The sequence below is a fragment of the Pseudomonas sp. Leaf48 genome (assembly GCF_001421885.1).
Classification (GTDB): Bacteria; Pseudomonadota; Gammaproteobacteria; order Pseudomonadales; family Pseudomonadaceae; genus Aquipseudomonas.
This window is the reverse complement of record NZ_LMLH01000029.1, coordinates 70,985-83,095: the sequence shown is the minus strand read 5'-3', so window position 1 is coordinate 83,095 and position 12,111 is coordinate 70,985. Positions and strand designations below refer to the sequence as shown.

Genomic DNA, 12,111 nt, shown 5'->3' with positions numbered 1-12,111 from the left:
TTATACCTTTCGAGCTGACCATGCATCGTGACGCACTCCTGACCCAGGATGAGCTGGATTTCATCCAGACCATGCAACACAACCCGCAGCTAAATGTGCGGGATGCGACGTCGAGCCTGCTCGTCAACGGTGGATCGCAAATCCGTGACTTGCTCACCCGGCTGGCAGCGCATGAACAGGTGACCATTCAGGCGAGTTTCGAAAACCAGCAAATAGCCTTCCCCCTGCACTTGGTGGAAGACGAATTCCATGCCTTGCATTTACGCCTTGGTGTTCCTGCCATTTATGAAGACGGGCCGTTGGTCCGACCATGGCGGCTGGTGCTCAATGAACCTGTGGCACTGGAGAACGCCACTGGCCAACCCGGCACAATGTGGGTGCATGAAGTGTCGTTCAAAGGGGTTTTGCTGGAAGTGCGCAACAAGACCAAACCGCCCAAGCATTTTGCCCTGTGGTTCAGCCCTTCGGGCTATGAGCGGATCGCGTTGCGCGGCACCTTTGAGAAAGAAACCGAACAGGGTTTCTACGCCTACCAATTGAGCCAGAGTGATACCGACGAAACCGAGCGCCTGCGCCAGTACATCCTGCAGCAGCATCGGCTGACTCACCCCGCCTTGCATCAATGACTCTCAAGTATCGAGATTGCCTGCCAGGAACTGCTTCAGACGTTGGCACATGACATCGCCGTCGTGACCCAGGCAACCGATGGATGATCCGGCCAGTTCCTCTTCCGCCAAATCAGAAGCATCCCCGGCCAGCAACAACCGGCATTCCAGGCTCATGGCCAGGCGGTTCAAGCGCCGGGGCAAGTCGGCTGCCGGCAGGTGATTGGAGAACAACACCAGCGCCTCGGGCCTGATCCTTTCGCAGACCAGGGGCAGTTCGTCTAGCAACTGACCGATATTCAGTACTCGCACTCCCGCCTGCCCTACGCCAAGAAACAGCGAGGCAACCAGCAATTCCAGTTCCCGGCACTGGCCGGCCAGGGCGCCGACAATCACCCTTCGAGGATCTGTACCGCGATTCAACAGCAGTCGTTGCAGCACTCGATCCCGCAGGAAACCATCGAAGAACAGCCACTCGCTGGAGCCGCCGAATCTATCCTGGCGATGCAGCAATTGCTTCCAGACAGGCATCAGAATGTCTTGAAACACCACCGCTTGGGAATATGTGGAAAAGATCTGCCCGTAGATTCGCTCCAGCTGGATCTCGTCAAACGCGCTGACGGCAGCCTGAACCTGCTGCTGCCATTGCGCGTAGTCGGCTTGCACCAGGTCGTTGGGAATCAGATGCGCCAATGGCTGCAACGGAGCAGACCTGGCCAGTATCGTGCCAATCTTGCTGACAGCAACACCGCGCTCTATCCAGCCCAGAATACTGCGAACACGCTCAATATCGGTCATCGAATACAGGCGATGCCCACTTTCGGTGCGCGTGGGCACGATCAGCCCATGACGGCGCTCCCAGGCCCGGAGCGTGACCGGGTTGACTCCTGTCAGGCGCGCCACCTCGCGAATCGGAAACAACTCTTGCTGTTCCAGCGAAGCGGACACCTGTACACCTGAAGCAGCATCAGTGAGTACGGGCATCGGCGTTCTACGTCCATGTGTAGTTCGGCCCCCCATTTAACGCTCTTGCACCACTTTGATTCAAGCCATCGCTGCTCGAAAAACAACAAATACGAAAACAGGTAGAATACGGAATAGTCCTTGCTAGTCCCCAGAGGCAGCCCACCACCCCGGCGCTGTGCCTGGCGAAGTTCCTACCCGGAACATCGCAGACGTATTTACGGAGATACACAATGTCTACCTCACCCGTCACGCTGATGGTTGCTCGCCGCGTTGCCGATGGCCGCTATCAGGAGCTGATCGCCTGGTTGCGCGAAGGCGAACAACTGGCCACCGACTTCCCCGGCTATCTCGGCTCCGGCGTGCTTGCTCCGCCGCCCGACGATGACGAATTCCAGATCATCTTTCGCTTCGCCGACGAGCAGACCCTGCACGCCTGGGAGCACTCCGCTTCGCGCACTGCCTGGCTCGGACGTGGCAGCGATCTGTTCGCCCATCCAACCGAACATCGGGTAAGCGGTATCGAAGGCTGGTTCGGTGCGGCCGGTCAACGACCGCCACGCTGGAAACAGGCAGTGGCGATCTGGCTGGCATTTTTTCCGGTATCGATGCTGTTCAACTTTGTACTGGGCCCATTGCTCAGTGACATGGCATTGCTGCCCAAGGTGTTAGTCAGCACCCTGTGCCTGACGCCGATGATGGTGTATCTCTTCATTCCCCTCTCGACCCGGTTGCTGGCCAACTGGTTGAATGCCACGCCTGCACGCCACTTGCACGTCGAGCCCTCCACGCAAAATCATAGATAAACCTGCGGGAGCGAGCCTGCTTGCGATGAGGCCGCCACATTCAACATCAGTGGCGCCTGATCTACCGCCATCGCGAGCAGGCTGGCTCCCACAGACGACGCACCCTCGATAGGTGAACACCACCGCGCGCTGGTATAGTTTTGCTATTACCGCGACGTGAGCCGTTCATGACCTCTTCCGCAGCCCCCATTCTCATCACCGGCGCCGGCCAGCGTGTCGGCCTGCACTGCGCGCAACGTTTGCTTGAAGACGGCCACCGGGTGATCTTCACCTACCGCACCGAGCGCCCGGGCGTGCGAGCCCTGCGCGATCTGGGGGCGACTGCACTGTTCGCGGATTTCTCCAGTGAAACCGGGATTTTCGCATTCATCAGCGACCTGAAAACCCATACCGACAGCCTGCGGGCGATTGTCCATAACGCTTCCGAATGGCTGGCCGAAACCCCCGACACCGATGCCGCAGCGTTCACACGCATGTTCAGCGTGCACATGCTGGCGCCCTACCTGATCAACCTGCATTGCGCTGATTTGCTGCAACGCTCGACGCCGGCCGACATCGTGCACATCGGCGATGACGTGACCCGCAAGGGCAGCAGCAAGCACATTGGCTATTGCGCCAGTAAAGCCGGGCTCGACAGCCTGACCCTGTCCTTCGCCGCGAAGTACGCGCCAGGCATCAAGGTCAACGGCATCGCGCCAGCCCTGCTACTGTTCAATGCCGATGACGATGCGGCCTACCGCGCCAAGGCGCTGGCAAAATCCGCACTGGGCATTGAGCCTGGCAGCGAAGTGATCTACCAAAGCCTGCGCTATTTGCTCGACAGCCCTTATGTGACCGGCACCACACTGACCGTCAACGGCGGACGGCACGTCAAATAACCGCCCCGCGAGGATGTTCCATGACGCTACCCCTGCCCCGGCAGTCCTTGTCCCAGAGCTATCGCGAGATCCTCATCGGCCTTGGTGAAAATCCCGAGCGCGAAGGCTTGCTCGATACACCGGCACGAGCAGCCAAAGCCATGCAGTACCTCTGCCACGGGTACGATCAAAGTATCGAAGAGATCGTCAACGGCGCGTTGTTCGCCTCGGACAACGATGAAATGGTCATCGTCGACAACATCGAACTGTATTCTCTGTGCGAACATCATCTGTTGCCCTTCATCGGCAAGGCTCATGTGGCTTATATTCCAACGGGCAAGGTGCTGGGCCTGTCGAAGATTGCGCGGTTGGTGGACATGTTCGCCCGTCGCCTGCAAATCCAGGAAAACCTCACTCGGCAAATTGCCGACGCGGTACAACAAGTGACCGGCGCGGCCGGCGTTGCGGTGGTCATCGAGGCGCAGCACATGTGCATGATGATGCGCGGCGTCGAAAAACAGAATTCGACCATGAACACCTCGGTGATGCTCGGCGCCTTCCGCGAGTCGAGCAACACCCGCCAGGAGTTCCTGCAATTGATTGGACGGAGCAAGAAGTAATGCCACAACTTCAACCAGGCATGGCACGCATCCGGGTCAAGGACCTGTGCCTGCGCACCTTCATCGGGATCAACGAGGATGAAATCCTCAACAAGCAGGATGTGTTGATCAACCTGACGATTCTGTATGCGGCGCAGGATGCCGTGCGTGACAACGATATCGATCACGCGTTGAATTACCGCACCATCACCAAAGCGATCATCGCGCACGTGGAAGGCAATCGATTCGCCTTGCTCGAACGCCTGACCCAGGAAATTCTCGATCTGGTCATGGCCAATGAATCGGTGCTGTACGCCGAAGTCGAGGTCGACAAACCTCATGCCCTGCGTTTTGCAGAGTCGGTGTCGATAACGCTCGCAGCGAGCCGTTAGCTTCAAGCGGCAAGCGGCAAGCTGTAAACTTCACCGCACCGCAATCCACTTGCAGCTCGAAGCTTGCCGCTCAAAGCTGTCTCGAAGAGACCCCCATGACCGATCAACAACGCCTGGAACTCGAAGCCGCCGCCTTTCGCCGGCTGGTGGCCCATCTGGACAGCCGCAAGGATGTACAGAACATCGACCTGATGAACCTCTCGGGGTTCTGCCGCAACTGCCTGTCGAAGTGGTACAAGGCCGCGGCTGACGAACGCCAGATCGACGTCAGCCTTGATGACGCCCGTGAAGTCGTCTACGGCATGCCGTACGCCGAGTGGAAAGCCCAATACCAGCAAGAAGCCAGCGCCGAACAACAAGCGGCGTTCGCCAAAGGAAAACCCAATGAGTGATTTGAACACCTTGCGCACCAGCCTGAAGAGCGGCGAACACGTTTTCGCCGATACCCTGGCGTTCATCGCCGCCGGCTATGACTATCAGCCTCAGGCATTCAACAACGGCGGTGTGGAAAACGCCGCCTTGCAAAACGAAGGTTCGTGCAAGACCCTGGGCCTGGCCCTGCTGGAAGGGTTGAGCGATGAAGAAGCGCTGTTGGCATTTGGCGAGCATTACCGCTCAGTGCTGGCCACCCCTGAAGGCAGCGACCACGGCAATATCCGTGCGTTGATCGCCAATGGGCTGGCCGGGGTGACGTTCACCCGGCAGCCCCTGACCCGCCGCTGATTCAACTTGTAGGAGCGAGCCTGCTCGCGATGAACCTGAGAACGCTGCGGGGTATCTGGCGCCCAGCGTTATCGTTCGCGACCATCGCGAGCATGCTCGCTCCTACAGGGTCTGCGCCACATCGCCGCGATGAACCTGAGAACGCTGCGGGGTATCTGGCGCCCAGCGTTATCGTTAACGACCATCGCGAGCATGCTCGCTCCTACAGGGTCTGCGCCACATCGCCGCGATGAACCTGGGAATGCTGCGGGGTATCTGGCGCCCAGCGTTATCGTTCGCGACCATCGCGAGCAGGCTCGCTCCTGCAGGGGTTGCGCCTGATCGAACAGCACATCCAGACTTTTAAGATTGATCCCGCCACTTTATTTCGTTTGTCCGGTAGCGCTGATCGCGGCTTAGATAAAAGAAGCCTCCCTTCTTTCGAGCCGGTCATCCATGAACAGCGAAAGCATCAGTCAGTCGATCAACATCGTTCACCCTGTCACGCTCAGCCACGGCAAAAATGCCGAGGTCTGGGACACCGATGGCAAACGCTACATCGACTTTGTCGGCGGCATCGGCGTGCTGAACCTCGGCCACTGCCATCCGCGTATCGTCCAGGCCATTGGCGAACAAGCGACAAAACTGACTCATTACGCTTTCAACGCTGCGCCCCATACGCCCTACATCGAGTTCATGGACCGCCTCTGCGCGTTTATCCCGGTGGATTACCCGGTCAGCGGAATGTTCACCAACAGCGGCGCCGAGGCGGCTGAAAACGCCTTGAAGATCGTTCGCGGCGCTACGGGTCGCACGGCAGTCGTCGCCTTTGATGGCGCCTTCCACGGTCGCACACTGGCCACCCTCAATCTCAACGGCAAAGTTGCCCCCTACAAACAGAAAGTCGGCGTGTTGCCCGGCCCGGTGTACCACCTGCCCTTCCCCAGCCAGGATAACGACGTGACCTGCGCCGAGGCCCTGAAGGCCATGGAGCGGTTGTTCAGCGTCGAGATCGATGTCGACGACGTGGCCTGTTTCATCGTCGAACCGGTGCAGGGTGAAGGCGGTTTCCTGGCCATGGACGTGCAATTCGCCCAGGCGCTGCGGCGCTTGTGCGACGAGAAGGGCATCCTGCTGATCGCCGATGAAATCCAGTCCGGCTTCGGCCGTACCGGGCAGCGCTTTGCCTTCTCGCGGCTGGGCATCGAGCCGGACCTGATCCTGCTGGGCAAAAGCATCGCCGGCGGCGTACCGCTGGGCGCGGTGGTCGGGCGCAAGGCACTGCTCGACAACTTGCCCAAGGGCGGACTCGGTGGCACCTATTCGGGCAACCCCATCGCGTGCGCTGCCGGGCTGGCGACGCTGGACGTAATGACCGACGCCAATCTGCAAGCCTGGGGTTCGCAGCAGGAGGAGGCGATTGTCAGCCGCTACCAATCCTGGCGCGATCGCAACCTGTCCCCCTACCTCGGACGCCTGACCGGCGTTGGCTCGATGCGTGGCATTGAACTGGCCAACGCCGACGGCACACCGGCCTCGGCGCAGTTGACGCAACTGCTGGGCCTGGCGCGGGAAGCCGGGTTGCTGCTGATGCCAAGTGGCAAGTCGCGGCACATTGTTCGGCTGTTGGCGCCGCTGACTACCGAGGCGGCGGTATTGGAGGAAGGCCTGGATATTCTTGAAGCGTGCCTGGCCAGACTGTCCTGACAACCTGATCCCTGTAGAAGCCGGCTTGCTGGCGAAGGCGGTGTGTCAGGCGAGCTCAATGTGGGTTGATGCACCGTCATCGCCGGCAAGCCGGCTCCCACATTAGGTCCGGAATGTAATCAGGCACTAAATTGTGGACAAAAAAAACCGGCCGAAGCCGGTTTTTTTACGAACACAGAATCAAGCGTTTTTCAGATTGTCGAGGTAGCGCTCTGCATCCAGTGCCGCCATGCAGCCGGCGCCGGCCGAGGTGATGGCCTGACGGTACACGTGGTCTGCTACGTCGCCAGCGGCGAAGATACCTTCAAGGTTGGTCGCAGTGGCGTTGCCGTCACGGCCGCCCTGCACGACCAGGTAGCCGTCTTTGAGGGTCAACTGGCCCTCGAACAGCAAAGTGTTCGGGGTGTGGCCGATGGCGATGAACACGCCGTCGACCTTGATTTCGTCGAAGCTGCCGTCGTTGTTCTTCAGACGCGCGCCGGTCACGCCCATGTTGTCGCCCAGGACTTCGTCCAGGGTCGCGTTCAGCTTCAGGATGATCTTGCCTTCGGCAACCCGGGCATTGAGCTTGTCGATCAGGATCTTCTCGGCGCGGAAGGTTTCGCGACGGTGGATCAGGGTCACGGTGCTGGCAATGTTGGCCAGGTACAGTGCTTCTTCCACCGCTGTGTTGCCACCACCGACCACGGCCACTGGCTTGTTGCGATAGAAGAAACCGTCGCAGGTAGCGCAGGCGGAAACGCCTTTGCCCATGAACGCTTCTTCCGATGGCAGGCCCAGGTAACGAGCGCTGGCACCGGTGGCGATGATCAGGGCATCACAGGTGTAGGTCGCGCTGTCACCGGTCAGGGTGTACGGCTTGGCAGCGAAGTCCACGGCATTGATGTGATCGAAAACGATCTCGGTTTCAAAACGCTCGGCGTGCTCTTTCATCCGCTCCATCAGCGCCGGGCCGGTCAGACCGTGGACATCGCCAGGCCAGTTGTCGACTTCGGTGGTGGTAGTCAGTTGACCGCCGGCCTGCATGCCGGTGATCAGCAGTGGCTTGAGGTTGGCACGGGCGGCATAGACCGCGGCGCTGTAACCGGCAGGGCCGGAACCGAGAATAATCACTCGCGAATGACGAACTTCAGACATGACCTGCTCCTGTTGACCGGCCCGGAACACCTGGCGCGGAACGCCGGATCGCCGGCGGGAATAAAAAAGAACGGTTGCAAGCACTTGGGGAAGGCTTGAACCCGACCGTCCTGTAAAAAGTTGGGTGCAGCGTATCGAGGGGGCGAAGATTAAGGAAATACCGAATAACAATCCAGCTCATAGGTGGTCTCTATTCCATCACCGTGACTAAAGGGACGTCTTTGTTACAGTGAATGTCGATACCGCCGCCGCGCTTTCACCTGCACCGCAAAGCCGGTAAGGTCGGCGCGTTTTCCCTCTGCTCGGAGCCCGTTATGCCCGCCCCCGTTCTGTCCGGCCCGCAATACCTGCGCGAAGGCCTCAAGCTGGTGCTGAGTCCCGGCCTGCGCCTGTTTGTGCTTTTGCCGCTGGCGATCAACCTGGTGCTGTTCGTCGGATTGATCTATCTGGCCGGCCATCAATTCAGCCTGTGGGTCGATGCGCTGATGCCGTCCCTGCCCGACTGGCTGAGTTTTCTCAGTTACATCCTCTGGCCGTTGTTCGTGGTTCTGGTGGGGTTGATGGTGTTCTTCACCTTCACCATGCTCGCCAACGTCATCGCCGCGCCGTTCAACGGTTTTCTCGCGGAGAAAGTCGAGGTGGTGGTACGCGGCACTGACGACTTCCCGGCTTTCAGCTGGGGCGAACTGGTCGCAATGGTTCCGCGAACATTGGCCCGGGAGATGCGCAAACTCGGCTACTTCCTGCCGCGGGCAATCGGGCTGTTCATCCTCTCGTTCATCCCGGTGCTGAACATCATTGCCGCGCCGCTATGGCTGCTGTTCGGGGTGTGGATGATGGCGATCCAGTACATCGACTACCCGGCGGACAACCACAAGCTGGGCTGGAACGAGATGCTCGCCTGGCTGCGCGAGAAGCGCTGGCAGAGCATGAGCTTTGGCGGGAGCGTTTATCTGGTGCTGCTGATCCCGGTGGTCAACATCCTGATGATGCCGGCCGCCGTGGCCGGGGCGACGCTGTTCTGGGTGCGTGAGCGCGGTGCCGAGAATCTGGTGGCCCAGCGCTAAGCGGTCGTCACAAATCCATCATCCCGACGTCACACTGACGACATGACCCCAATCGACACTGGGGTCATGACGACAACTCTGCATATCACCCTGATCACCGAAACCTTCCCACCGGAAATCAACGGCGTGGCCAACACCCTTGGCCGTTTGTGCGATGGCTTGCGCGCGCGCGGGCATCAGGTGGAGCTGGTACGACCGCGCCAGGGCTGTGACCAGCAACAGGGCAGCGACGATGAATTGATGTTGTGCCGGGGCTGGCCGCTGCCGGGCTATCCTGGCCTGCAGTGGGGCCAGTCGTCGATGCATAAGCTGTTGCGACGCTGGAAGCGTCATCGCCCGGACGTGCTGTACATCGCCACTGAAGGACCGCTGGGGTTGTCGGCATTGCGCGCCGCACGGCGCCTTGGTATTTCTGTGGTCAGTGGCTTTCACACCAATTTCCAGCAATACACCAGCGAGTACGGCCTTGGCCTGCTGACACGTTTGCTGACTCATTACTTGCGCTGGTTTCATAACCGCTCCAATTTGACCCTGGTACCCAGTGTCAGTCAGCGAATGGAACTGGAACGGCGTCATTTCGAACGCCTGGCCTTGCTGTCCAGGGGTGTCGACAGCCAATTGTTTCACCCCGCCAAACGCCTGAATGCCCTGCGCGAGCAATGGGGGTTGGCCGAGCAAGACATTGCCGTCATTCATGTCGGTCGTCTGGCTGTGGAAAAGAACCTCGGCTTGCTCAAACGTACATTTGACGCCCTCAAGACAAGTTATCCACAGCACGTTCTCAAGCTGATCGTGGTCGGCGACGGCCCGCAGCGTCAGGAGCTGCAACGGGAACTGCCCGAGGCGGTTTTCTGCGGCGCCCAGCGTGGCGAAGCCCTGGCCTGCCATTACGCCTCGGGGGATGTGTTTTTGTTCCCGAGCCTGACCGAAACCTTCGGCAATGTGGTGCTTGAAGCGCTCGCCTCGGGGCTTGGGGTAGTGGCCTACGACCAGGCGGCGGCAGCCCAGCATATTCGGCATGGCTACAACGGAGTATTGGCTATGCCGGGGGATGAAGAGGCGTTCTGCGATGCAGCGGCGTGGTTGCTGGAGGAGAGCGAAGCGTTGCGCAATATCAGGCTCAATGCGCGACAGCATGCCAGTCGACAGGGTTGGGCGACGATTATCGAGCAATTCGAGGGGCAGTTGCGTGGGGCGTGTGCCGGGGAACTGGTGGTGCCGAATACACCGATTGTTCCCTGATTTTGTAGTGCCCTTTAGTCAGTCTTCGCGAGCAAGCCCGCTCCCACAGGTTACCGGGTTATCTCAGAGAGATGAGGTCAAATGTGGGAGCGGGCTTGCTCGCGAAGGCGTAAGTCCAGACGTCGCTTAAACCAGCTTCATCAACGCCTCACGACTGAACGGCAGGATGTCTTCCTCGCGACCGTCACGCACTTTCTGCGCCCAGTCCGGGTCAACCAGCAAGGCACGACCGACCGCAACCAGGTCGAACTCATCGTTGTTCAGGCGCTCCAGCAGCTTCTCCAGGCTGGCAGGCTGCGCGACCTTGTCGGTGTTGACCATGAACTGCAGGAACTCGCCGTCCAGGCCGACGCTGCCCACAGTGATGGTTGGCTTGCCGGTGAGTTGGCGGGTCCAGCCTGCAAGGTTCAGCTCGGAACCGTCGAATTCCGGCTCCCAGAAACGGCGGGTCGAGCAGTGGAAAATATCCACACCCGCATCAGACAACGGCTTGAGGAACTCGCCCAGCGCCTCCGGGGTTTGTACCAGGCGCGCGGTGTAGTCCTGCTGTTTCCACTGCGAAAAGCGCAAGATAATCGGGAAATCTTCCCCGACTGCGGCACGCACCGCCTGAATCAGCTCGATGGCGAAGCGCGAACGGTTGGCCAGGCTGCCGCCGTATTCGTCGGTGCGCTGGTTGCTGCCTTCCCAGAAGAACTGGTCGACCAGATAGCCGTGGGCGCCGTGGATTTCCACGCCGTCCATGCCGATGCTCTGGGCATCCTTGGCAGCCTGGGCAAACGCGGCGATCACCTCCTGGATATCTTGTTTAGTCATGCCGTGAACCACGACCTGGCCGTCCTTCACTTTTTCCGACGGGCCGTAACCCGGCACGCTGGCGTCCGGCTCGGTGCCGATGCGACGCACGCTGCCCACATGCCACAGTTGCGGAACGATCTTGCCGCCTTCGGCGTGGACCGCGTCGACGACTTTTTTCCAGCCGGCCAGAGCCGCTTCACCGTAGAAATGCGGAACGTTCGGGTAACCGTTAGAAGCCTGGTGCCCGACGGTGGTGCCTTCGGTGATGATCAGGCCGACGCCCGCAGCGGCGCGACGACGGTAGTATTCGATCACTTTGGAATTAGGGACGCCACCTGGGGAAAACGAGCGGGTCATCGGCGCCATGACGACGCGGGTCGGCAATTGGAGGGTGCCGAGGTGGAACGGTTTGAACAGGGCTTTTACTGGCATGGGACGCTCCACGGAAGAATGACTTTATGACAGCCATAATATTGCGTCCGCAAAGCATTTAACAGCATTATTGATTTTGGTGATTAAGGCTCAAAAGGTAACGAATAACGTTGCAGGAGCGAGCCTGCTCGCGATAAACCTGAGAACGCCGTGGGGTGTCAGTTACCCCGCGTTATCGTTCAAGACCATCGCGAGCATGCTCGCTCCTACAGGGGGACGTCAGCTCAGGGCTTTTTCAATCGCATGGACAATGGTCGGATCATCCGGCGCCGTGCGCGGCGAGAAACGCGCCAGTACGCGGCCGTCCTTGCCCAACAGGAACTTCTCGAAGTTCCAGGTGATGTCGCCGGGGAATTCCGCGCCCTCTCCCGCCAGCAGGCGGTACAACTGATGACGCTCGTGTCCGTTGACTTCCAGCTTGCTGGATAACGGAAAGGTCACGCCATAGTTGAGGCTGCAGAAATCCTTGATCTCCTGCTCGCTACCCGGTTCCTGCCCGGCAAACTGGTTACAGGGCAAGCCCAGCACGCTGAAGCCTTTGGCCTTGTATTGCTGGTAAAGGTTTTCCAGCGCCGCGTACTGCGGAGTCAGGCCACATTTGGACGCGACGTTAACCACCAGCACAACTTGCCCTTTGAAGGGCGCCAGTGGTAGCTCCTGTCCATCCAGGGCTGTCAATTTAAGGTCGTGAAAAGCACTCATGGCGTACTCCAGATTCCCGTGTTCTTCTCGAAACAGCCACTTGGCGGTGTCGCCGGGACGACCGCAGACTAAAAAGGCGCCCTCGGGGCGCCTCTCCAGTTA

14 protein-coding genes are annotated in these 12,111 nt (G+C 59.6%); 10 read left to right on the top strand and 4 right to left on the bottom strand.

What is annotated here, in order from left to right:
- Positions 1-20 precede the first annotated feature (20 nt).
- Positions 21-626: a hypothetical protein gene (locus tag ASE98_RS19750; RefSeq protein WP_060543011.1), complete on the top strand. Its 606-nt coding sequence runs from the start codon at positions 21-23 to the stop codon at positions 624-626.
- A 3-nt stretch (positions 627-629) separates the two neighbouring features.
- Here ASE98_RS19750 and ASE98_RS19745 read toward each other — a convergent pair whose 3' ends face one another.
- Complete coding sequence (locus ASE98_RS19745) at positions 630-1,589, bottom strand: MerR family transcriptional regulator (RefSeq protein WP_060543010.1); 960 nt, start codon at positions 1,587-1,589, stop codon at positions 630-632.
- Between the two features lie 212 nt (positions 1,590-1,801).
- On the opposite strand from ASE98_RS19745, the gene ASE98_RS19740 reads away from it, so the two are divergent.
- From ASE98_RS19740 to ASE98_RS19710, 7 genes are all read left to right on the top strand, one after another.
- The gene (locus ASE98_RS19740) at positions 1,802-2,374 is read left to right on the top strand and encodes an antibiotic biosynthesis monooxygenase (RefSeq protein WP_060543009.1); all 573 of its coding nucleotides are present in this window, start codon (positions 1,802-1,804) and stop codon (positions 2,372-2,374) included.
- Positions 2,375-2,541: 167 nt separating this feature from the next.
- Entirely contained in the window at positions 2,542-3,252 is a 711-nt protein-coding gene (gene folM / locus ASE98_RS19735) for a dihydromonapterin reductase (protein WP_060543008.1), read from the top strand.
- A 20-nt stretch (positions 3,253-3,272) separates the two neighbouring features.
- Positions 3,273-3,851: a GTP cyclohydrolase I FolE gene (gene folE, locus ASE98_RS19730; protein WP_060543007.1), complete on the top strand. Its 579-nt coding sequence runs from the start codon at positions 3,273-3,275 to the stop codon at positions 3,849-3,851.
- The gene (folX, locus tag ASE98_RS19725) at positions 3,851-4,222 is read left to right on the top strand and encodes a dihydroneopterin triphosphate 2'-epimerase (protein WP_059403284.1); all 372 of its coding nucleotides are present in this window, start codon (positions 3,851-3,853) and stop codon (positions 4,220-4,222) included. Before folE ends, folX begins: the two co-directional genes overlap by 1 nt.
- A gap of 95 nt (positions 4,223-4,317) precedes the next feature.
- Complete coding sequence (locus tag ASE98_RS19720; protein WP_007944633.1) at positions 4,318-4,614, top strand: DUF1244 domain-containing protein; 297 nt, start codon at positions 4,318-4,320, stop codon at positions 4,612-4,614.
- Positions 4,607-4,945 (top strand): HopJ type III effector protein, encoded by a 339-nt coding sequence (locus tag ASE98_RS19715; RefSeq protein WP_060543006.1) that lies wholly within the window; start codon positions 4,607-4,609, stop codon positions 4,943-4,945. Before ASE98_RS19720 ends, ASE98_RS19715 begins: the two co-directional genes overlap by 8 nt.
- A gap of 435 nt (positions 4,946-5,380) precedes the next feature.
- On the top strand, positions 5,381-6,631 hold the full coding sequence (locus tag ASE98_RS19710) for a 2-aminoadipate transaminase (RefSeq protein ID WP_060543005.1): 1,251 nt from the start codon (positions 5,381-5,383) through the stop codon (positions 6,629-6,631).
- A gap of 180 nt (positions 6,632-6,811) precedes the next feature.
- On the opposite strand, the gene trxB is transcribed toward ASE98_RS19710, so the two are convergent.
- The gene (trxB, locus tag ASE98_RS19705; RefSeq protein WP_060543004.1) at positions 6,812-7,768 is read right to left on the bottom strand and encodes a thioredoxin-disulfide reductase; all 957 of its coding nucleotides are present in this window, start codon (positions 7,766-7,768) and stop codon (positions 6,812-6,814) included.
- Between the two features lie 314 nt (positions 7,769-8,082).
- Here trxB and cysZ point away from each other — a divergent pair, with 314 nt between their 5' ends.
- Positions 8,083-8,835 carry a sulfate transporter CysZ gene (gene cysZ / locus ASE98_RS19700; RefSeq protein ID WP_060543003.1) on the top strand — a complete coding sequence of 251 codons (753 nt, stop codon included), beginning with the start codon at positions 8,083-8,085 and terminating at the stop codon, positions 8,833-8,835.
- Positions 8,836-8,877: 42 nt separating this feature from the next.
- Positions 8,878-10,077 carry a glycosyltransferase family 4 protein gene (locus tag ASE98_RS19695; protein WP_060543002.1) on the top strand — a complete coding sequence of 400 codons (1,200 nt, stop codon included), beginning with the start codon at positions 8,878-8,880 and terminating at the stop codon, positions 10,075-10,077.
- Between the two features lie 126 nt (positions 10,078-10,203).
- Here ASE98_RS19695 and ASE98_RS19690 read toward each other — a convergent pair whose 3' ends face one another.
- Positions 10,204-11,307, bottom strand: a complete 1,104-nt coding sequence (locus ASE98_RS19690) for an NADH:flavin oxidoreductase (protein WP_060543001.1) — start codon at positions 11,305-11,307, stop codon at positions 10,204-10,206.
- A 219-nt stretch (positions 11,308-11,526) separates the two neighbouring features.
- Positions 11,527-12,009, bottom strand: a complete 483-nt coding sequence (locus tag ASE98_RS19685) for a glutathione peroxidase (protein ID WP_060543000.1) — start codon at positions 12,007-12,009, stop codon at positions 11,527-11,529.
- Between the last annotated feature and the right edge of the window lie 102 nt (positions 12,010-12,111).